Consider the following 19,608-nt stretch of genomic DNA (forward strand, 5'->3'; position numbering starts at 1 on the left):
CTCAGCCCACCGCGATCCCCTCGAGTTCGACGACCTGCCCGGGCACGGCGAGTCGAGAGACCTCGAGCATGGTCGTCGTCGGCGCCGCGCCGGCCTCAGCGAGCCTCCCGGCCAGTTCTCCGTAGTGAGGGAAGAGGTCGTCGATCCCCGTCGTATAGACGTTCAGCCTCACGAGGTCGGTCAGGCCCATCCCCACCTCAGCGAGGACGGCTTCGACATTGTCGAGACTGAGCCGCAGCTGCGCGGCGACGTCACCGTCGTGCTGCGGGCGCCCGTCGACGTCCATCGCCGTCTGCCCGGAGATATAGAGTGTGCGGGTGGCTCCCGTGGCGAGCTCTCCCTGGTTGAAGCCGAGCTCCTGTGACCACGTGACCGGATTGACTGCGCTGCGTTCCATTCGTCCTCCTCTGCCGGGCCGGCTGGATCCGCCGGCGCTGCTGTCTCGGCCGTCGTTCGACGGCCCACTGATGAGGATTCCCGACAATCACGACATCTCCTGTCATGTATTGCCCTACAGTGTGATTATGCGCGCCGACCGCCTCGTCTCCCTCGTGCTGCTCCTTCGGCAGCGCGGGCGCATGTCCGCGGACGCCCTCGCGAGAGAACTCGAGGTCTCGACCCGAACGATCCTCCGCGACATCGACGCGCTCTCCCTCGCCGGAGTCCCCGTCTTTGCCGAACGCGGCCGCCACGGCGGTTTCTCCCTGCTGCCGGGCTTCCGCACCGAGCTCACCGGCCTCACCCACGATGAGGCCCTCGCGCTCATCGCCTCGGGACTGCCTCGCGGCGAGGCGCTCTTCGGACTGGCGACGGCGCTGGTCACCGGCATGCGGAAATTCGTCGACGCCCTGCCCGAGAGTCACCGCACTGCTGTCGGCACCGTCGCCGAACGCATCCTCGTCGAACCCGAGACCGATCTGCTCGCCCGTTCTCGGCCGACCGAGGACGTCACCCCTGAGGTCCTCACCGCCGTCCGCCTCGGCGTGCTCAGGGGCCTGCGTCTGCATGTGCACTACTCATCCCCTGGCTCCTCGCCGAGGTGGCGCACCGTCGATCCGATCGGCCTGGTGACCTCCCGCGGCCGTGGGTACCTCCTCGGCCTCGTCGCCGGCGAGGACCGCACATTCCGACTCGACCGGATGCTCGCCGCCGAACTCACCGAGGAACCGGCCGAGCGGCCGCATTCGGTCGATCTGCCTGCCCTGTGGCGTGAGCGCAGCGAGCGGTTCCGCTCCTCTGGTGAGGGACTCACGGTCACCGTGCGCACGGACGAGGCCGGAGCGACGGCACTCAACGAGACCGCCGTCGACCGCAGCACTCTGGCTGCGGTCGACGGCGGGGTGGAGCTCGTCGTGCGGTTCCAGGACTACGAGCATGCCGAGTGGGCGCTGTGGCAGCTCGGACCGGATGCCGAGGTCATCGCCCCGGACTCACTGCGCGACCGCCTCGGTGAGAAGGCCCGGGCGATGGCCGAGCGCTACGGCTGAGTCTTACCTGTCGAGCTTCTTCACGGCCTCGTCGATCATCGGGACGTAACGCTCCAGCGCCCAGGGCACAGTGAGCGGATTGATGATCGAGGACCCGGTGACGAACGGCTGGTCCTCGGGTGCGACGACGGCGCCGGCCTTGATCGCCGGAATGTTCGCGTAGACGCCCTGCGACTCGATCTCCTTCCGGTTCTTCTCATCGGAGTAGAAGGTGAAGATGAGGTCCGAGTCGTTCAGCTTGTCGGCGTTCTCGAGGCCGATGAGCGCAGAGTCAGTGCCCGGGGCGTCGTACTCCTTGCGCAGATCCTCGATGACCGGGTCGGGCGTGAGGCCGAGCGCGGAGACCATCGCGACGCGCTGCTCCTGCGGGTAGAAGACGCCGAGCGTACCGGGTCCGGAGTTGTAGATGAAGGAGAAGGTGAGGTCCTTGTACTCCTCGCGCTTGGCGTCGTCGAGCTGCTTCTTCACGTCATCGACGAGCTTCTTCGACTCGTCCTCCTGACCGAGCGCCTTGCCGATCGTCGTGATCTGCTCGTCCCACTTGATCGTCCACGGCTGCTCAGGGTAGGCGACGGTCGGAGCGATCTGATCGAGCTGTTTGTACTGCTCGGGGGTGATGCCCGACCACGGCGCGAGGATGACGTCGGGAGCGAGTTCGGCGATCTTCTCGACGTCGAGTTCGGTATCGCCCTGGAACTGCTCGGGCAGCTCGTCGCCACGTTCCTGGACCGCCTCGTAGATCCACGGCATGTAGCCCGTGTCGTCACTGCCCCATGCGTACTCCTCCATCCCGACGGGGGTCTTGCCCAGGGCGATCGCCGTCTCCGTCGACCCCTGGCCGAGGGTGACGACGCGTTCGGGCTCCGATTGAATGACCGCCTCGCCGAGGGCGTGCTCGATCGTCACCGGGGTGAAGTCGCCGGAGCCCGAGGACTCCTCGGCCGGCGTATCCGGGCTGCAGGCGCTCGCGGTGAGTGCGAGCGCGATGATCGTGCCTGCGGCGATGGTGCGACGCACGAAGTTGAGCGACATCCCTGCCCTTTCGTCGGGGGTGGCCGGAACCCGGCCGGAACTTTGACAAGGACAGCCTAACTTAACTTTTCAGAAGTTTTGAAATCTCGCCTCTGCTCACAGCGGAAAGGCTCGCTCCCCGTGCCCGCCCGCTCTAGGCTCACAGCATGAGAGCATCCCCGCCCCCACCGCGGCTGTGGCGTCAGGCCCTGGGCCGCGTCGTCCGTGTGCGTCGGACCGAACTCGGCCTCACCCTCGCCGAGGTGTCCCGCCTCTCCGGAGTCTCGACCCAATACCTCTCGGAGATCGAACGCGGCCTCAAGGACCCGTCGTCGGAGGTCATCGAGGCGATCGCCGACGTCCTCGGTCTCGCCCTGCCCCAGGTCCTCGTCCTCGCCGCCGCCGACGCCGAACAAGGGTCTCTGCACCTCGCGAACCTGGGCGCCCTCGCGTCGGCGCCGGGCCCACACCTCCGCGGCCCCGCGCGGACGGCGGACTTCAGCCCGACCGGCCAGGCGATGCTCGCCCTCGCCGCCTGAGCGTCGCGCACGCCCGTCGTCGAGCGGTCCGGGCGAGCGCCGTCGTCAGACGATCTGATCGACGAGGCCGAACGCCTTCGCCGCCTCGGCGTCGAGGACGAGATCCCGGTCGAGGTCGGCGTGGATCTGCTCAGGGCTGCGCCCGGTGTCAGCAGCGAGCATCGCTTCGACCTCACGGCGCTGCCTGACGATCTCGTCGGCGGCGACGATGAGGTCGGGAATCGTCCCCCGCGCCCCCTCGGCGTGGGGTTGGCGCAGCACGACCCGCGCATGGGCGAGCATCGACCGCTGCCTGGCCGCTCCCCCGGCGAGCAGCACCGCGGCATCCGCGACGGCCTGCCCCACGCACGTCGTGGCCACAGGCGATCCGACGTGGCGCATCGCATCGTAGACGGCGGTCATTGCGGTGAGCGAGCCGCCCGGGGAGTTGATGTACATATGGATCGGCAGCTCGTGGCTCGAGGAATCGAGGTGGAGGAGCTGGGCGATGACCGTGTTCGCGACCCCGTCGTCGATCGGGACGCCGAGGTAGATGATCCGATTGCCGAGCAGGTGCGAGTAGACGTCGACGATCTTCTCACTCCCGCCCGATCGGTCGATGACGTGGGGAATCGTGTACTGGCTCATGACCGGACCCCTGCCTGGCTCAGCCCGAGCGGTCGCCCGGGTCCCATCGGGGCGAACAGGTCGGCCGGGGAGTCGACGATCCGGTCGATGAGTCCGTATCGGAGGGCCGCCTCGGCGGAGAACCACCGGTCACGCAGCGAATCGGCGAAGATCCGGTCGAAGTCCTGCCCCGTCGCCTCGGCGATCCTTGAGAGGACGGAGTCGCGGACCGCGCGGAGGTCGCTGCCCTGGAGCTCGATGTCGGCGGCCGCACCCCCGATCCCCGACGATCCCTGGTGGAGGAGGATGCGGGCGTGGGGCAGGGCGAGCCGTTTCCCGGGGGTGCCGAGGGTGAGGACGAACTGCCCCGCCGAGGCGGCCCACCCGAACGCGACCGTGACGACATCGTTGGGCAGGGTCGCGATGACGTCGGCGATCGCGTGCATCATCGGCACCGAACCGCCCGGGGAGTTGATCCAGAGGAAGATGTCGGCGTCGGGGTCCTCGGCGGAGAGCAGGGTGAGGCGGGAGACGATCTCCATGCCGTTGTCGTCGCGGAGTTCGCCGTTGAAGACGACGGAGCGGTACGCGTAGAGCATCCGGTGGGATTCGGGGACGGTGGTCGCGGTGGGGCTCTCGTCATCGGTCCAGGCCGGCGGAGCAGTGTGTGTGGACATGTGCCCACCGTGGCACCGGGCGGACCCTGGCGGAATGCGTTTCTGCCGTGAGCGGCGGGGAACTGCTGTGAGCAGACGGCGCTGTCGTGAGGGGACAGCGCTGGAGACTGCGGAGGGCGCGTGAGGCGACGATGGCGGAGTCTGAGCTGAGCGGTTCCGTCAGGTCCCGGTGATAGCATCGAAGCCCAACGATGAGTGAGAGGCGGGTGCGATGCTGAGTCTGTGGATGGCGATCCAGCTCATCGTCGTCGTGCTCAGCGCCGATCTCGACGCGGTCCTTCCGCAGTCCCCGGCGCATCTTCTCGTCCTCGTCCTCCTCGGCGCCGCTCTCCTCTCCCCCGCCGGAGCCTGGGTGAGCAGCGCCCTCGTCCGGGTCCTCTCCCTGGCCCCGCACGGTCCGTGGCGACGCCGCGAACCCGGCCTCGTCCGTGACGTCCTCCTCCCGGAGGCCCCGGGCACTCCCGGCACGTCTTTGGCCAGAGCCCCCTCGTTCGTCCTTCGCGCTCACGCCTGAACGACGACCCTGCCGGAGAGTGCTCACGCAGACATGCCGCCGGCCGCTGATCGCGCCGCCGGTCGCTGACTTCGCATCGGAGCCGCTCGCTCGTGTGCGATCAGCAGCGGCGAGACCGGCGAACGGGCTGACTGGCTCTCTCGGCTCGGCCCGTGCGGACATGTCGCTCCGTCGCTGACCGACTGCTGGCCGACCGCGTCTCTGCCTCCGGCAACGCTTCTCTGCCTGGGCCGGCTCCGCGGACGCACCCGTCCCGCCCTGCAGAACTCTCTCGAGGATCTCCGGTCCACGACCGCAGCCGGGTCGGGGCTCGCCTCCCTCGAGGCCACTGCCCCGTCGTTCAGGTGATTTCCTCCACCCCACCACCTCGCGAAGGACCTCACCATGAACATCTACGACTTCCTGCCCATCCGCCTCCTCCTCGGCGGTGCCTATTGGCTCGTCACCACCCTGAGCGACCTGCTCGCACCGCTCGCCGGCGCAAACGGTGCCGCACTGGCGATCATCGTGCTCACGATCGCCGTCCGCTGCCTCCTCATCCCCGTCGGGCTCTCCCAGGTCAGGGCCGGCATCACCCGCCGGCGTCTGGCCCCGAAGATCGCCGAGCTCCAGACCAAGCACCGGAACAACCAGCAGGTGCTCCAGGAGAAGCTCATGGCGCTCTACCGGGAGGAGAACGCCTCCCCGTTCGCCGGGTGCCTGCCGGTGCTCGCACAGACGCCCGTCCTCATGGCCGTCTACGGCCTCTTCGTCCAGGCGACGATCGGCGGACAGGCCAACGAGCTGCTCGGCCACACGCTCTTCGGGATCCCGCTGAGCTCAAGCCTCGTCGGGCTCATCGGCTCGGGGTCGCTGACGTGGGTCTCGGGAACGCTGTTCGCGGTCCTCATCATCCTCATCGCCGTCATCGCCGGCCTCTCCCGGCACCTGCTCACCCCACCCATCCCCGAGACGGCGGCGACAGCCTCAGGGAGGGCCGCCTCGGCGGGCTCAGGACCCGGTCAGGGAACGATGCCCGATCTCACGCAGATGACGAGGATGCTCAGCTTCATGCCGTTCATCACCGCGGTCATCGCCGCCTTCGTGCCGCTCGCCGCGACCCTCTACCTCCTGACGACGACGGCGTGGACGCTCGGCGAACGATTGGTCATCAACCGCGCCCTCGGGGTCGATCACACCGGCGCGCCACGTGAACTGTAGTTGGTCCTGAGGTGACGGACATGAACTCGAATTGAACTCCCCGGTTCAGGTCCGGTCAACCGAGCGGACACTTCGCCTCTGTGTGGCGCCCCTATCGTGACGCCATGGTCAACAGACGCACACTCATCACCACCGCCGGCGTCGGCGCCCTCGGCGCATCGCTCGGCTTGGCAGCACCCGCCTCGGCGAAACCGGGAGGCAACGACAAGGGAAGGGGCCGCGGCCGGGGCCGCGACAAGGGCCAGGTGACGACCTTCAACGTCATCTCCGACATCCAGGGCGACCTCGGGGACTTCGGCGTCGCACTCGACGACATGGCCAAGATCAACCCGGGCAGCTCCGGCCTCGCGATCGCCGGCGACATCACCCCTCGCGGATACGACTTCGAGTACGCGAACGTGCGCAAGCGCATGGACAAGCACACGTCCCCCGGCACGGTGGCGTGGGCGATCGGCAACCACGAGTTCTACGTTCCCAAGTACAAGGACCCGAACACGCTGTCCCAGGACACGTGGCCCAACGACGTCGTCGAGGACTCGCTGTTCAAGTCGTTCTACAACTTCGCCGGCCGCAACTCGATCTACGAGGAGTTCAGCTTCTGCGGCATCCCTGTGCTCGCGATCGGCACCGAGCGCTACATGCGGTACCACGACGAGAAGCTCTGGGACGAGGTCTGGATGAGCGACAAGCAGTTCTCGTGGCTCGAGGATCGCCTCGACTACTGGAACCGGCGGAACAAGCCGATCATGATCATCACCCACCACCCGCTGCCGAACACGGTCTCCGGGACGAGGAACAAGCTCTACCTCTCGAACTACCTGCAGTCCGATCGTCTCCTCGACCTACTTGGGCCGTACAAGAACGTCTTCCTCTTCTCCGGACACACGCACTGGGACCTCGAGCTCTCCGACTGGTACACGCGACGCGTCGTGCCCTCCTCGGGCAACCTCTCCGGCTTCAACGTCTTCAACACCGGCGCGATCGAGACCGGCTACACCGACAACGGGACCGGCGGCGAGAAGAGCGTGCCCGGCGGGTTCAACCAAGGACTCCAGGTCGAGGTCTCGGACGACTCCGTGACGGTCCGCGCGCGTGACTTCAAGCGCAAGGCCTGGATGAAGGAGATCACGGTTCCGCTCGCCTGAGTCGGCGGGGTGCGGGCTCGGCGGGGTGCGGGCGCACAACACCGACGCGGTGGTCCGACATATACGCGGTTAGCAGACCGCGTATATGTCGGACCACCGCGTCGGTAATCTGCGTCGTGTCGGTTCACCGCGTTCGTGTCGGTTCACCGCGTCGGTGACGTACTCGCCGCGATCGCTCCCAGAGTGCGCTCCGCCGAGACAGCACTCGGTGCCCAGACAGCTCTCGGCGCCCAGACAGCACAGTGCCCGGGTGGGAATACGCTTCCCACCCGGGCACTGGCCGTGCAGTCACACACGATGCTCGAGGAACGTCGCTGGTCAGGCGCTCGCATGGCCGACCTCACACGCCTGACCTCGCGCAGCCAACCTCACGCGGCCGACCTCACACGCTTGGCCTCGCGCAGCCAGCCTCACACGCCTGGCCTCACGCGGCCGACCTCAAACGCCTGGCCTCGCGCAGCCAGCCTCACACGCCTGACCGCGCGCTCGGCCTCACGCCCCCTGCCTCACGCAGCGAGCGGCGCGCGCTCCTCTCGCGGGGCGACGACGAGCTCACCGTCGGAGACGGAGACCTCGACGGTGCCGCCCTCGGCGACGGCCTCGGTCACGAGGATGTCGGCGATCCGGTCGTCGAGCTCGCGCTGGATCACCCGGCGCAGCGGACGGGCGCCGAACTCGGGCTCGTAGCCCGCCTCGGCGAGGAAGTCCACGGCCTCCTCGGTGATCTCGAGGGCGATCCCCTGACGGGAGAGCCGCTCGATCGCGAGTTCGAGCTGGAGGCGGACGATCTCCCGCAGCTGCGTGCGGTCGAGCCGGGAGAACATCACGGTCTCGTCGATCCGGTTGAGGAACTCGGGACGCATGACCTCCTTGAGCCGGCCCTTGACCTTCGCCCGCAGGTCCTTGTCCGTGACCGTCGCATCCGCCGAGGTGAAGCCCAGCGGGGTGCTCTGGCCGATGAACTCGGACCCGAGGTTCGAGGTCATGATGATGACGGTGTTGCGGAAGTCGACCGTCCGACCCTGACCGTCGGTGAGCCGACCGTCGTCGAGGACCTGGAGGAGCAGGTTGAACGCATCCGGGTGCGCCTTCTCGACCTCGTCGAGGAGGATGACCGAATACGGGCGCCTGCGCACCTGCTCGGTGAGCTGTCCGGCCTCGTCGTAGCCGACGTAGCCGGGAGGAGCACCGACGAGACGCGACACGGTGTGCCGTTCCCCGAACTCGCTCATGTCGAAGCGGATCATCGCCGCCTCGTCATCGAACAGGGTCGCAGCGAGGGCCTTCGCCAGCTCCGTCTTGCCCACGCCCGTCGGGCCGAGGAAGAGGAAGCTGCCGATCGGCCGCTGCGGGTCGCCCATGCCGGTCTGCGACCGGCGGATGGCCTTCGACACCGCGGTCACGGCGTCGTCCTGACCGACGACGCGCTCGTGGAGCATGTCCTCGAGCCCGGCGAGGCGGATCTTCGTCTCCTGCGTCATGGACGACGCGGGGATCCCGGTCGCCCGGGACACGACGGCAGCGATCTGCTCGGCATCGACGACGCGGTCGCCGCCCTCTTTCGCCGAGGCGGCCGCTGAGCCGAGGACGGCTTCGAGCTGATCCGTCAGGGCGGAGATCTCGTCACGGATCTCCCCGGCCCGCTCGTAGTGCTCGGCGGCTATCGCGGAGTTCTTCTCCGCTTCGAGCTCGCCGAGGCGTGCCCGCAGCGCCGAGGTGTCGACGACGGGTCCGCGCTTGAGCGAGAGCCGCGCTCCGGCCTGATCGATGAGGTCGATCGCCTTGTCCGGCAGGTACCGGTCGGTGATGTAGCGGTGCGAGAGTTCGACCGCTGCCCGGATCGCCTCGGCGTCGTAGGTGACGCCGTGGTGGTCGGCGTAGCGACCGGAGAGGCCGTCGAGGATCGTCACGGCGTCCTCGATGCTCGGCTCCCCGACCATGACCGGCTGGAACCGGCGGGCGAGTGCCGAGTCCTTCTCGATGGTCCGGAACTCCCGCAGCGTCGTCGCGCCGAGGAGGTGGAGATCTCCGCGGGCGAGCCGCGGCTTGAGGATGTTGCCGGCGTCCATCGAGTTCGATTCGCCGTTGCCGCCGGCGCCGACGAGCGTGTGGAGCTCGTCGACGAAGACGATCGTGTCGCCGTCGGCGGCGATCTCGTCGAGCGTGTTGGTCAGTCGTTCCTCGAAGTCACCGCGGTAGCGGGTACCGGCGAGCATGCCGGGCATGTCGAGGGCGATGACGCGCTTGCCCTGCAGCTGCGCGGGAATCTCGCCGGACTCGATCGCCTGGGCGAGGCCTTCGGCGATCGCGGTCTTGCCGACACCGGCTTCGCCGATGAGAACGGGGTTGTTCTTCGTTCGGCGAGCGAGGATCTCGATGGTCTCCTCGATCTCGTCGCCGCGGCCGATGACCGGGTCGAGCCGACCCTCAGCGGCGAGCGCGGTGAGGTCGGTGCCGAACTTCTCGAGCATCGACTCCTCCCCATTGGTCTCACCGGAGGCGTTCGCATTCTGCTTCGCCTCGGCGGCCTGAGCACCGGCCTGCAGCGTGGCCTGGGTGACCCCGGCCTGTGCGAGGATCCGCCCGGCGGGCATCTCCTGATTGAGGACGAAGGCGAAGAACACGTGCTCGGGGTCGATGTAGGTCGATCCGAACGCCCGGGCCACCTGGTAGGCGTCGAGCAGCGCCTTCTGAGCAGCGCCCGTGAGCGTGGGCGCACCGTCGCCGGTGCGTGATTCGGCTGCCTCGGGCAGTCGTTCGTCGATCGCGGTCACGATCGCCTCGGGGTCGGCGCCCATCTGACGCAGCGACGCCGAGCCGTGCTCGGATTCGACCATGACGCGCAGCAGGTGCAGCGCGTCGACCTCTTCCTGGCCGCGACCGCGGGACAGGGCGGCGGCACCGTCGACGACCTCCCGGGTGCGCTTGGACAGCAGCCGGTTGATGTCGACGGAACGGCCCTGACGTGGGGTGTTCTGACCCTGCAGGTAGCGGGCGAGGAACTCGTCGAACGAGCCCTCGCCGCCGCTGGAAGGTCCGAAGAAGTTAGCCAAAGTGACCTCCTCTTGAAAGTTGAGTCAGGGTGACTCAGTTAAGTCCTTTGACCCAATCAACGAGAATCACTTCGGGGTTATTCCCCGCCCGAATCCGAGCGTGAGCGAGGTCTCCGCGGCCGCTGCGGCGCGGGTCCCTCACCGGTCGCGACGCGCCTGCCGGTCACGGGCGCGGACGCTGCGCGGACCGACCGGACGGGTGCCGACGGCCTTCGCGAGTCCCAACGGCGGCGTGCCGACGTACATCGACTCGGCTCCGGCGACGGGGAACGTCTCGTGCCAGACGCCGACGGCGTTCGGCGCCGAGCGGGCCCGCTTGTTGAACGCCGTCCAGGCCGGACGGTGCTCGGATTCGGGGGCGGCGGCGTAGCTGTAGATCTTCTCGAGCGAATCCCAGTACTGGACGAGCCAGGGTCCACGGAGATCGAACACGAGCCGGTAGCCGCGCATTCCCGAGTCCGGGTCCGCGGAGAGCTCGGCGAGCATCCGCGGCATGGCCGCGAAGACCGGTATCCACTGGTCGAAGCGCCACCATCGGCGGATCCGCATGCCGATGATGAAGACGACGAGCTCGCCGTCGTAGTCGTGGGTGAGCTTCTCCGGCCCGGGGACCGCTCGCCGCGAACTCGTCGGCGCGCCTGCGCCGGTCGGTGGATCAGTCGCCTCTGGTGTGTTCGCTGTCGTCGCCATCGCTCGCCCCTGCCATAATGGATATCTGCACTCTCCAATATTGGATACCTTGACTCTCCAATGTCAAGGGTCGGTCGACATTCGTCTCCGATGAACGAAACGAGGTCCGCATGCGCATCTCCGAGCTCTCGCGCCGCAGCGACGTGCCGGTGGCGACGATCAAGTACTACCTGCGTGAAGGTCTGCTGCCCGCCGGCGAGCGGACCTCGGCGACGCAGGCGGTCTACACCGAGGCGCACGTCAACCGCCTCGAGCTCATCCGCGCGCTTCTCGGCCCGGCACGGCTCTCGATCGAGAAGGCGAAGCGCGTGCTCGGAGTCATCGACGATCCGCCGGACACGTTCATCGGCGTCCTCGGCGCCGCACAGGAGGCGACCGCGCAGGAGCCCGCCGATGCCCCCGACGACGGCCCTGCCCTTGCGCTCATCGCCGAACTCGGATGGTCGGTGGATCCGGAGAGCGTCGAGGTCCGCCAGCTTGCGAGCGCGCTGCGCGCCGTCGAGGCCGGCGGCGTCGAGGTCCTCGACGGCGGGCTCGCTCGATACGGTCGTACGATCCATGACCTCGCCGAGGCGGAGGTGGCGACCGTGCCCACCGATGAGATCGACGGGGCCGTCCGTCAGGCCGTGCTCGGCACTCTGCTCCTCGAACCCGTGCTGCTCGCCCTGCGCCGGCTGGCCCAGCAGGATGTCGCGACCCGGAGGTTCAGGGACGCAGATTCGGGCGCTGAGGGCTGAGGGCTGAGGGGAGCCTGTGCCCCTTAACCCTCTGTGCCCCTAACCTTCAGACGGCCAGCCATTGGGCTTGCAGCCTTGGAGTCCCTTCGTCTGCTGCTGCATGAGCGGGGCGGTCTTTCCCGTGCCCGGGCACGATTCGTGTCCGTGGCCGAGGGCGTGGCCGACCTCGTGGTTGATGAGGTACTGCCGGTACTGAGTGAGATCGTCGAACTCCTCGGTCGCACTCACCCAGCGCTTCGCATTGAGGATGACATTGGGCCCGTTGCGGCACGAGAGCTTGCCGAGGGTGCGCAGCGGCAGGCACATCTCGTCGACGGTGTTCGGGCTCGCGATGCTGATCATCGCATCCTGTCCCTTGTCGACGAGCTCGATCGAGACATCGTCGATGTCCTGCCAGCCCCGCTCGTCCTGGAGCGTGTCGATGATGAAGCCGGCCGCCTCGTCGACGTCGATCGGCAGGTTGTCCTCGACCCGCAGCGCGACCTGGAAGGTCCGGCCGCCGTCGCGATTGGGACCGACCTCCTCGGCGGGCCGCTTCCACTCTCCGCTGCCCTCCATCTCGATGTCGTCCTCGCTCACCGCCTCCTGCGTCGACCTGGTGGTCGGACCCGTGGTCGGCTCGGCCGGCTCGGTCACCGAGGGGGCGGCGATCGTCTCGACCACCTGCGGCGTCCGCCGCGTCTCTGTCGGCTCAGCAGCCGGCGCGCACGCGCCGATACCGGCGAGGAGCGTGAGGACGGCGAGCGCCGAGGCGGCGCGGACGGCGCGCGAACGGGGATGGGTCACAGGGCGAGTCTAACGGGGAGTTGCCCTCAGAACTCGAGCCGACCGCCCGGCCCGCGCAGCACCGCCCGCACGCGGTACTCATCACCGGGGATCACCTCGGCGTCACCGGCCCCGAGCACCTCGAGCGCCTGCCGTGTGGCTCCCACATCGGGCGACACGATCTGCAGGGACAGCAGCTCGACGGTCGGCAGTCCCGCCTCGGCGGGGTGCGCCGACTCTCCCCAGTCGATGAGGAACGGCTGCGTCCCCTCCGCCGGCAGGGGCGCCCGGGAGGTCAGTCGCCACTCGAGCAGCTCGCCGTCCGCGGTCTCACGCGACATGTCCCTCACCTCGCCGATGTCGACGCCCGCGGAGTTCGCCGCCGCAACCCTGTCCGGGAACTCCGGCGGGTGGATCGCCCATGTCTGCAGGGTCGGGGCTGTCGCCAGATGCGCATCGAGCGGCAGGGTCCCGTCGGCAGGGCGCTCCTGCCCAGGATCGGGGCCGAGGATCTCGAGGTACGTGCGCGCTCCCGCCTGCAATCCGGCCGGGGCGAGTCCGACGAGGAAATTCGCCGTCCCGAACCCCGGGCACCGGCCTCACTCCGGTCGCCCGCGCGAAGTCGTCGACCCCGGCAGCGAGGTCGGGAACGGTGACGACGAGGTGGTCAAGATGAGCAGGGATCACAGGATCCATTGTCCACCCGGCCCCTCGAGCCGCACATAGAGAGCGTCGACCTCACCCTCCTCGACCTCGATCCTCGCATCGAGGGTCGCGAGGACGGCGCGGACGGCTCCGGGGTCGGGGCTCGTCGCCCAGAACTGGTCGAGCGTGACCCGCGGCAGGTCCTGCTCGGCCGGGTGCGGTGAGCCCTTCCAATCGATAAGGAAGGGCTGGACTCCCCCGAGCGCGAGCGGAGTCCGCCGCGTCAGCCGCCAGTCGAGGACCTCACCTTCTGGGGTCCGCCGGCTCATGTCATAGACCCCGCCGAGGTCGACGGGCGGATCGTTCGAGACCGCAGCAGCCGCGACGAGGCCGTCGAAGTCATCCGGGTGGACCGCCCACCGCTGGACGATGGGTTCGGTGACCCCGGCGAGCCTGGTCTCGGCCAGGGCCGGATCCTGCTCGGGGTCGGGGCCGAGGATCTCGAGATAGCCGCGGATGAGCGGAGATCCCGCCACCTCGAGGCCGAGGAGGGCGTTGGCGGTCCCGGCGCCGGGATGAGACCCACCCTCAACTGGACGAACCCCCAGGACAGACTCACATTGCTCAACAGATCGAGCGAGATCGGGGACAGCGATGACGACGTGATCGAAGGTGCGCGGCAGCAGCATGTCTCAATATTAAGGCACGAATTGACGCCACATATCCCGGTGCGGTTGACTCATTCCATGCAGATGACCCCACAGCGCGCCACATGTCGGACATCGACGTGCGCCACCCCGGAATTGATGCCGCCCATCGATTGTTGAGCTAAACAGCTCCGATCCGAATCGGCTCGACTCTGCACCGTCGCTCCACCGCTGTCGGGATCCTCCGCGTTCCCACCCGCTCTAAGGACTTCACCCCATGACCGTCCCCACCCCGACGGAGACCCGCTCCCCCGCCTCGGCGAGGGCGATGCGGACCCGCCGCAGCATCCTCGGCGTCGGCCTCGGACTCGGCACCTTCATCACGCTGAGCGCGTGCACGCCCACGGACACCGACCCGCTCACCGACGGAGCGCCGGTGACCGGTGGGGTGCTCACGTACTTCGAGCCGCAGACATGGACGCTGCTCTACCCGCCGTCGGTGGGCTTCTACCCCAACGGCGGGATCATGAACAACATCTCCGCCCGCCTGCTCTGGCAGGACCCGACGACCCTCGAGCTCCATCCGTGGCTGGCCACCGAGTTGCCCGAGGTCAATGCCGACGCCACGCAGTACACGTTCACCCTGCGCGACGGCGTCACCTACTCCGACGGGTCGCCGCTGACACCGGCGAACGTCGCGAAGAACTTCGACCTCTTCGGCCGCGGCGACGAAGCCCGGACCCTGCCCGTGTCCGAGCAGATCTCGAACTACGAGCGCAGCGAAGTCCTCGACGACCGCCGCGTCCGCTTCCACTTCAGCGCCCCGTCCCCGGGCTTCGCGCAGGCGACGTCGACGATGAACGCGGGCCTCCTCGCCGATTCCACCCTCGACCTCGACGCCGAGGGCTTCGGACCCGGCGAGGCGACGAAGATCCACACCGCCGGCCCCTTCCGCATCACCGCGGAGACGATCGGCACAAAGCTCTCCGTCCGCGCCCGCGAGGACTACGACTGGGCACCGCCGCACCTCAAGCACCAGGGCAGGCCCTACCTCGACGGCATCGACTACCTGGTCAACAACGAGTACTCGGTGCGCATCGGCGCCGTCCTCTCCGGTCAGGCGGACGGGGTCCGCGACGTCCAGGCCCCGGACGAGACCCGCGTCGAGGAGCAGGGGCTGCGCCTCTATGCGAAGGCGACGAACGGGATCAACAACAGCATCAACTTCCGCTTCCGCACGGACCTCCTCTCCGACATCCGCGTGCGGCAGGCGCTCATCGCGGCGATCGACCGGCAGGAGATCGTCGACAAGCTCTTCACCCCGAACTACCCGCTGGCCACCGGCCTCCTCGCCAAGGGCGCGATGGGCTACAAGGATCAGTCGGGGTCGTGGACCTACGACCCCGCCGAGGCGGCCCGCCTCCTTGATGAGGCCGGATGGGTCCTCGGCGAGAACGGGTACCGGGTCATGGACGGGCAGGTGCTCGCGCTGACCGTGAACACGGCCCTGCCCCAACCGCGGTCGAACGAGGTCCAGACGCTCATCCAGCAGCAGCTGCGCCGCGTCGGTGTGCGCCTGTCGATCAACCCCGGCGACCAGGCGAAGCAGACGCTCGACGCCCTCGAACTCGATCGCATCCAGATCTACCACTCGATGGTCGCCCGCGCCGACTACGACAACCTCCGGTCGAACTACTCCTCGGTCAACCGCGACGTCTTCCTCAACGCCCCCGGCCGAGACGACACGCGCGACGACACCGTCGACCCCGAGATCGACCGCCTCCTCGAGAAGCTCGCCTCCGAACCGGAGACGACGAAGCGCCAGGCCGCCGCCGAGGCGGTTCAGGACTACCTCGTCGACCAGGCCTATGTCCTCCCGTTCTTCGAGGAGCCCCAGGTCTTCGCGTTCCGTCGCCGCGTCCACGGCTTCACCACCGAACCCGTTGGCCGTCCCGACTTCTACAGCACCTGGATTGCGAGCTGATGATGATCGACCTCCGCTATGTCCTCCTCCGACTCGGCCAAGCCGTGCTCGTCCTCCTCCTCGCCTTCACCGCGGCCTTCATCCTCCTCTCGGTCATCCCCGGCGACGGCGTCACGGCACGCTTCGCCGATCCCGCGCTCGGCCTCTCCGCCGACCAGGTCGCGGCGATCCGTGCCGAGACCGGGGCCGACGAGCCGCTGCTCGCCCGGTATCTCATCACGCTCGGAGGATTCCTCACCGGCGACTTCGGCTTCTCCGTCCAGACGGGGGCCGCGGTCTCGACGATCGTCGCCGCGGCCCTGCCGTCGACGATCGCCCTGGCCGTCTCCGGCTTCCTCACCGCGGTCGTCCTCGCCGTTCTCATCGCCGTCTTCGCGACCTACGGTCCGGCGACCGGCCCGCAGGCGTGGGTGCGCAGGGTCCTCGACTCCGTGCCGAGCCTCTTCATCTCCATCCCCGTGTTCTGGCTGGGGATCCTCCTCATCCAGGTCTTCTCCTTCCAGCTCGGCATCGTCTCCGTCGTCTCCCCCACCCCCGCCGAGGCGCTCGTCCTCCCCACGCTCACCGTGGCCGTCCCGCTCTCGGCCCCGATCGCGCAGGTCCTCATCCGCTCGATCACCGAGGTCAAAGCCGCGGGCTTCGTCAAGGTCACCGCCGCCAAGGGCGCGTCCGAGCGGTGGATCCTCATCCACACCGTCGCCCGCAACGCCCTGCTGCCGGGCCTGACGATCGTCGGACTCGTCTTCGGCGAGCTCGTCGCCGGGGCCGTCGTCACCGAGACCGTGTTCGGCCGCAACGGCATCGGCCAGATCACCGCGCAGGCCGTGACGAACCGGGACAACCCGATCCTGCTCGCCGTCGTCGTTCTCGCCACGCTCGGCTACGTCGTCATCAACCTCGCCGTCGACCTCCTCTACCCCGTCATCGACGTCCGTCTGCGCGGGAAGCCGGGAACCGCCTCGGCGAGGGCAGGACGCGGAAGCGGTCGAGGCGGCGCTCGTTCGAGCACCGCACGCAGCGCAGTCACCGCCACCGACCCCACGACGAAGGAGGCGCTGGCGGCGAGCGCGTCCAGCGTCGGCGTCGCCCTCAACTGGGGTGAGCCCTCTCCCGCCCGCGGACCCGGCACCTCTGCCCAGGACGCGGCCGAGCCGGGCCGAGCCCTGAACGGAAAGAGGACCCCATGAGCTTCATCTCCAGCCTCACGCGCACAGCGCAGGGCACCGGACGCGTGCGCCCGAACTCCCGACGGACCCGCCCTGGCTCCGGGCGACTGCGCTCAAGTGCCGGTGCGCTCATCGGTCCGGCCACCGTCATCTCCGGCCTCGTCCTCCTCATCGCGGTCCTCTGGGCTCTCCTGCCCGGCCTGTTCACGCAGTACGACCCCAACGACGGCGGGACGACGCCGGCACTGCTCGCCCCGAGCCTCGAGCACTGGTTCGGCACCGACCAGACGGGACGCGACGTCTTCACCCGCGTCGTCTACGGCGCCTCCCAGTCCCTGCTCGCCGCGCTCGTCGCGGTCGGAGTCGGCCTCATCGTCGGCACAAGCATCGGACTCATCGCGGGCACCCGCCGCGGCTGGGTCGACGACGTCCTCATGCGCGCCGTCGACGTCCTCCTCTCGATCCCCGCGATCCTGCTCAGCCTCTCGATCGTCATCGTCCTCGGCTTCGGCACGATCAACGCGGCGATCGCGGTCGGCGTCACCGCAATCGCGCAGTTCGCCCGGCTCGCCCGGTCCGAGGCCGTGCGGATCGATACGAGCGACTTCGTCGCCGCCGCGTACGGGTCCGGTGGCACCTACTGGTCCGTGCTCGTCCGGCACATCCTCCCGAACTCGATCTCGCCGGTGCTCACCCTCGCCGTCCTCCAGATCGGGTCGGCGATCCTTCAGATCTCCACGCTCGGATTCCTCGGCTACGGCACGCCGCCGCCGACTCCGGAATGGGGCCTCATCATCGCTGAAGGCCGCAACTTCGTCGCCACCGCGTGGTGGCTGACGGTCCTGCCCGGCCTCGTCGTCATGGCGATCGTGCTCGCCACTCACCAGATCGGCAACACCCTGCGAAAGGCGACATCATGACCGACCTCCTCGCTCCCCCGACCGCGTCTCTGCTGTCCGTGCGCGGACTCACCGTCGACTACTCCCACCGCGGCGGGACCGGTGACCCTGCGGTCGATGAGCTCGACCTTACCGTCCGCCCCGGACACGTGACCGCGGTCGTCGGCGAATCCGGGTCGGGCAAGTCGACGACGGCGAACGCCGTCCTCGGTCTCCTCCCCGAATCCGCGCGGGTCACGGCCGGGAGCATCCACCTCGGCGAGGTGGCACTCGACTCCCTGTCACCCCGTGCCTGGCGCGATGTGCGGGGAGCCCAGATCGGGTATGTCCCCCAGGATCCCGGCAGCTCCCTCAACCCGCTGCAGACCGTGGGCCGGTCCGTCGCCGAGGCGCTGCGCATCCACCGGCGCGCAGACCCCAGAACCGCTCGCGCCGAGGTCCTCGACCTCCTCGAGCGCGTCGGCATCGACCGTCCCGAACTGCGGGCCGACCAGTACCCGCACGAACTCTCCGGCGGAATGCGGCAGCGCGTGCTCATCGCCGCAGGCATCGCGCTGCGGCCGCGGCTGCTCATCGCCGACGAACCGACCTCGGCGCTCGACGTCACCGTGCAGAAGCGCATCCTCGACCTCCTCGACGAACTGCGCCAGGAGACCGGCATGGGTGTCCTCCTCATCACCCACGACCTCGCGGTCGCCGGGGAACGGGCCGACGACGTCGTCGTCATGCAGTCGGGCAGGGTCGTCGAAGCGGGGCCGGCCGAGGAGATCTTCTCCCGCCCGGCCACCGACTACACCTCGAGGCTGCTCGCCGACGCGCCTGCGCTGCAGGTCAGAGAACCGAAGGTGCGGACAGATGCGAGCGCCGAGGCGGCAGGTCAGGGCGCCGAGGCGGCTGCCGGGTTCGTCTCGGTCGAGGGCCTCACGCAGGTCTACGCGCGCACCGACGACCCTGCCGCCGGAACCACTGCCGCCGAGCCCGCACCGGTCATCGGCGTCGAGGACGTCGCCCTCACCGTCGCCCGCGGGACGACGCACGGCATCGTCGGCGAATCCGGGTCGGGGAAGACGACGACGGGCAAGGCACTCGCCGGATTCCTCACCCCGCAGGCCGGGTCGGTGCGGATCGGCGAGATCGATGCGGCCCGCCTCGGCGAGGGAGGACAGCGGCGCCGGCGGCTGCGCGAACTGCGGCGCACGGTCCAGCTCGTCCACCAGAACCCCTACTCCGCGCTCGATCCGAAGCAGTCGATCGGGGCGATCCTCACCGAGCCGCTGCGGAACTTCCGCATCGGCACCCGCGCCGACCGCGGGCAGCGGGTGGCGTCGATCCTCGAGAAGGTCGCACTGCCGGGATCGTATGTGCAGCGGCGACCGCGCGAGCTCTCGGGCGGGCAGCTGCAGCGGGTGGCGATCGCCCGCGCGCTCATCGCCGGACCCGAACTCGTCGTCTTCGACGAAGCGGTCTCCGCGCTCGACGTCACGGTCCAGGCGCAGATCCTTCGCCTCCTCGGCGAGCTCCAGGACGAACTCGGACTCACCTATGTCTTCATCTCCCACGATCTCGCCGTCGTTCGGCAGATCGCGGACACGGTGTCGGTGATGTCCGGGGGCCACCTCGTCGAGTCCGGGCGCACCGAGGACCTCTTCACCCGGCCGCAGACGGCGTACACGCGCACCCTCCTCGACGCGATCCCCCGCCCGCTCGCGCTCCAGGGAAGCCGCACCCCGGGCACCCCGAGTGCCCACGGTGCCTCCGGCCTCCCCGACACCTCCGCCCCTAACTCCGCCACCCCCTCCGACCCCACCGCCGCCGGCACCCTCGCCGCGGCAGAGAGCTGAGA

General features: G+C 68.9%; 19 protein-coding genes and 1 pseudogene. 10 read left to right on the plus strand and 10 right to left on the minus strand.

The window, feature by feature from the left end; all coding sequences use genetic code 11:
- Nucleotide 1: 1 nt before the first annotated feature.
- On the minus strand, nt 2-397 hold the full coding sequence (locus EZE58_RS06790; protein ID WP_009378070.1) for a RidA family protein: 396 nt from the start codon (nt 395-397) through the stop codon (nt 2-4).
- A gap of 127 nt (nt 398-524) precedes the next feature.
- Between EZE58_RS06790 and EZE58_RS06795 the strand changes: the two genes are divergently transcribed.
- Nucleotides 525-1,487: a WYL domain-containing protein gene (locus EZE58_RS06795; protein ID WP_009378068.1), complete on the plus strand. Its 963-nt coding sequence runs from the start codon at nt 525-527 to the stop codon at nt 1,485-1,487.
- A 3-nt stretch (nt 1,488-1,490) separates the two neighbouring features.
- On the opposite strand, the gene EZE58_RS06800 is transcribed toward EZE58_RS06795, so the two are convergent.
- Nucleotides 1,491-2,519: an iron-siderophore ABC transporter substrate-binding protein gene (locus EZE58_RS06800; protein ID WP_009378066.1), complete on the minus strand. Its 1,029-nt coding sequence runs from the start codon at nt 2,517-2,519 to the stop codon at nt 1,491-1,493.
- 146 nt (nt 2,520-2,665) lie between these two features.
- Here EZE58_RS06800 and EZE58_RS06805 point away from each other — a divergent pair, with 146 nt between their 5' ends.
- Complete coding sequence (locus tag EZE58_RS06805; protein WP_051995539.1) at nt 2,666-3,037, plus strand: helix-turn-helix transcriptional regulator; 372 nt, start codon at nt 2,666-2,668, stop codon at nt 3,035-3,037.
- A gap of 45 nt (nt 3,038-3,082) precedes the next feature.
- On the opposite strand, the gene EZE58_RS06810 is transcribed toward EZE58_RS06805, so the two are convergent.
- Both EZE58_RS06810 and EZE58_RS06815 read right to left on the minus strand, forming a co-directional pair.
- Nucleotides 3,083-3,664 (minus strand): ATP-dependent Clp protease proteolytic subunit, encoded by a 582-nt coding sequence (locus tag EZE58_RS06810; protein ID WP_009378061.1) that lies wholly within the window; start codon nt 3,662-3,664, stop codon nt 3,083-3,085.
- Nucleotides 3,661-4,320 carry an ATP-dependent Clp protease proteolytic subunit gene (locus EZE58_RS06815; RefSeq protein WP_009378059.1) on the minus strand — a complete coding sequence of 220 codons (660 nt, stop codon included), beginning with the start codon at nt 4,318-4,320 and terminating at the stop codon, nt 3,661-3,663. The genes EZE58_RS06810 and EZE58_RS06815 overlap by 4 nt, the downstream gene beginning before the upstream one ends.
- 211 nt (nt 4,321-4,531) lie before the next feature.
- Here EZE58_RS06815 and EZE58_RS06820 point away from each other — a divergent pair, with 211 nt between their 5' ends.
- From EZE58_RS06820 to EZE58_RS06830, 3 genes are all read left to right on the plus strand, one after another.
- Nucleotides 4,532-4,834 carry a hypothetical protein gene (locus tag EZE58_RS06820; RefSeq protein ID WP_009378058.1) on the plus strand — a complete coding sequence of 101 codons (303 nt, stop codon included), beginning with the start codon at nt 4,532-4,534 and terminating at the stop codon, nt 4,832-4,834.
- 384 nt (nt 4,835-5,218) lie between these two features.
- A complete protein-coding gene (locus EZE58_RS06825) occupies nt 5,219-6,034 on the plus strand; it encodes a YidC/Oxa1 family membrane protein insertase (protein WP_009378056.1) in 816 nt (271 codons plus the stop codon).
- Nucleotides 6,035-6,138: 104 nt separating this feature from the next.
- The gene (locus EZE58_RS06830; RefSeq protein WP_009378054.1) at nt 6,139-7,179 is read left to right on the plus strand and encodes a DUF4073 domain-containing protein; all 1,041 of its coding nucleotides are present in this window, start codon (nt 6,139-6,141) and stop codon (nt 7,177-7,179) included.
- Between the two features lie 506 nt (nt 7,180-7,685).
- Here the strand turns inward: EZE58_RS06830 and EZE58_RS06835 are convergent.
- Both EZE58_RS06835 and EZE58_RS06840 read right to left on the minus strand, forming a co-directional pair.
- The gene (locus tag EZE58_RS06835; RefSeq protein ID WP_009378052.1) at nt 7,686-10,232 is read right to left on the minus strand and encodes an ATP-dependent Clp protease ATP-binding subunit; all 2,547 of its coding nucleotides are present in this window, start codon (nt 10,230-10,232) and stop codon (nt 7,686-7,688) included.
- A 138-nt stretch (nt 10,233-10,370) separates the two neighbouring features.
- Nucleotides 10,371-10,922, minus strand: coding sequence for a DUF4188 domain-containing protein (locus tag EZE58_RS06840; RefSeq protein ID WP_009378051.1), 552 nt, complete (start codon nt 10,920-10,922; stop codon nt 10,371-10,373).
- Nucleotides 10,923-11,032: 110 nt separating this feature from the next.
- Here EZE58_RS06840 and EZE58_RS06845 point away from each other — a divergent pair, with 110 nt between their 5' ends.
- The gene (locus tag EZE58_RS06845) at nt 11,033-11,659 is read left to right on the plus strand and encodes a MerR family transcriptional regulator (protein ID WP_009378050.1); all 627 of its coding nucleotides are present in this window, start codon (nt 11,033-11,035) and stop codon (nt 11,657-11,659) included.
- Between the two features lie 39 nt (nt 11,660-11,698).
- Here the strand turns inward: EZE58_RS06845 and EZE58_RS06850 are convergent, their stop codons facing one another.
- The 4 genes and pseudogenes from EZE58_RS06850 to EZE58_RS06860 form a co-directional block, all read right to left on the minus strand.
- A complete protein-coding gene (locus EZE58_RS06850) occupies nt 11,699-12,445 on the minus strand; it encodes a DUF3152 domain-containing protein (protein ID WP_009378049.1) in 747 nt (248 codons plus the stop codon).
- A 26-nt stretch (nt 12,446-12,471) separates the two neighbouring features.
- Nucleotides 12,472-12,966, minus strand: coding sequence for a VOC family protein (locus EZE58_RS06855; RefSeq protein WP_009378048.1), 495 nt, complete (start codon nt 12,964-12,966; stop codon nt 12,472-12,474).
- Nucleotides 12,967-13,045: 79 nt separating this feature from the next.
- A pseudogene (locus EZE58_RS17360) lies at nt 13,046-13,120 on the minus strand (hypothetical protein); the annotation flags it as partial.
- Nucleotides 13,108-13,758, minus strand: coding sequence for a VOC family protein (locus EZE58_RS06860; protein ID WP_009378047.1), 651 nt, complete (start codon nt 13,756-13,758; stop codon nt 13,108-13,110). The gene EZE58_RS06860 and the pseudogene EZE58_RS17360, both read right to left, overlap by 13 nt.
- Nucleotides 13,759-13,993: 235 nt before the next feature.
- On the opposite strand from EZE58_RS06860, the gene EZE58_RS06865 reads away from it, so the two are divergent.
- The 4 genes from EZE58_RS06865 to EZE58_RS06880 are packed head-to-tail and all read left to right on the plus strand — an operon-like array spanning nt 13,994 to nt 19,606.
- Entirely contained in the window at nt 13,994-15,700 is a 1,707-nt protein-coding gene (locus EZE58_RS06865) for a TIGR04028 family ABC transporter substrate-binding protein (RefSeq protein ID WP_063249893.1), read from the plus strand.
- Complete coding sequence (locus tag EZE58_RS06870) at nt 15,700-16,887, plus strand: ABC transporter permease (protein WP_144588380.1); 1,188 nt, start codon at nt 15,700-15,702, stop codon at nt 16,885-16,887. The genes EZE58_RS06865 and EZE58_RS06870 overlap by 1 nt, the downstream gene beginning before the upstream one ends.
- Entirely contained in the window at nt 16,884-17,786 is a 903-nt protein-coding gene (locus tag EZE58_RS06875; RefSeq protein WP_063249898.1) for an ABC transporter permease, read from the plus strand. Before EZE58_RS06870 ends, EZE58_RS06875 begins: the two co-directional genes overlap by 4 nt.
- The gene (locus tag EZE58_RS06880) at nt 17,783-19,606 is read left to right on the plus strand and encodes an ABC transporter ATP-binding protein (RefSeq protein ID WP_063249901.1); all 1,824 of its coding nucleotides are present in this window, start codon (nt 17,783-17,785) and stop codon (nt 19,604-19,606) included. Before EZE58_RS06875 ends, EZE58_RS06880 begins: the two co-directional genes overlap by 4 nt.
- The last annotated feature ends 2 nt before the right edge of the window (nt 19,607-19,608 follow it).

It is taken from the genome of Brevibacterium sp. LS14 (assembly GCF_012027885.1).
Lineage (GTDB): Bacteria > Actinomycetota > Actinomycetes > Actinomycetales > Brevibacteriaceae > Brevibacterium > Brevibacterium casei.

Excerpts from the sequence above, each read along its gene's own strand:
- EZE58_RS06790 (WP_009378070.1), bottom strand. The coding sequence starts at position 397 with ATGGAACGCAGCGCAGTCAATCCGGTCACGTGGTCACAGGAGCTCGGC.
- EZE58_RS06795 (WP_009378068.1), top strand. The coding sequence starts at position 525 with ATGCGCGCCGACCGCCTCGTCTCCCTCGTGCTGCTCCTTCGGCAGCGC.
- EZE58_RS06800 (WP_009378066.1), bottom strand. The coding sequence starts at position 2,519 with ATGTCGCTCAACTTCGTGCGTCGCACCATCGCCGCAGGCACGATCATC.
- EZE58_RS06805 (WP_051995539.1), top strand. The coding sequence starts at position 2,666 with ATGAGAGCATCCCCGCCCCCACCGCGGCTGTGGCGTCAGGCCCTGGGC.
- EZE58_RS06810 (WP_009378061.1), bottom strand. The coding sequence starts at position 3,664 with ATGAGCCAGTACACGATTCCCCACGTCATCGACCGATCGGGCGGGAGT.
- EZE58_RS06815 (WP_009378059.1), bottom strand. The coding sequence starts at position 4,320 with ATGTCCACACACACTGCTCCGCCGGCCTGGACCGATGACGAGAGCCCC.
- EZE58_RS06820 (WP_009378058.1), top strand. The coding sequence starts at position 4,532 with ATGCTGAGTCTGTGGATGGCGATCCAGCTCATCGTCGTCGTGCTCAGC.
- EZE58_RS06825 (WP_009378056.1), top strand. The coding sequence starts at position 5,219 with ATGAACATCTACGACTTCCTGCCCATCCGCCTCCTCCTCGGCGGTGCC.
- EZE58_RS06830 (WP_009378054.1), top strand. The coding sequence starts at position 6,139 with ATGGTCAACAGACGCACACTCATCACCACCGCCGGCGTCGGCGCCCTC.
- EZE58_RS06840 (WP_009378051.1), bottom strand. The coding sequence starts at position 10,922 with ATGGCGACGACAGCGAACACACCAGAGGCGACTGATCCACCGACCGGC.
- EZE58_RS06845 (WP_009378050.1), top strand. The coding sequence starts at position 11,033 with ATGCGCATCTCCGAGCTCTCGCGCCGCAGCGACGTGCCGGTGGCGACG.
- EZE58_RS06860 (WP_009378047.1), bottom strand. The coding sequence starts at position 13,758 with ATGCTGCTGCCGCGCACCTTCGATCACGTCGTCATCGCTGTCCCCGAT.
- EZE58_RS06865 (WP_063249893.1), top strand. The coding sequence starts at position 13,994 with ATGACCGTCCCCACCCCGACGGAGACCCGCTCCCCCGCCTCGGCGAGG.
- EZE58_RS06870 (WP_144588380.1), top strand. The coding sequence starts at position 15,700 with ATGATGATCGACCTCCGCTATGTCCTCCTCCGACTCGGCCAAGCCGTG.
- EZE58_RS06875 (WP_063249898.1), top strand. The coding sequence starts at position 16,884 with ATGAGCTTCATCTCCAGCCTCACGCGCACAGCGCAGGGCACCGGACGC.
- EZE58_RS06880 (WP_063249901.1), top strand. The coding sequence starts at position 17,783 with ATGACCGACCTCCTCGCTCCCCCGACCGCGTCTCTGCTGTCCGTGCGC.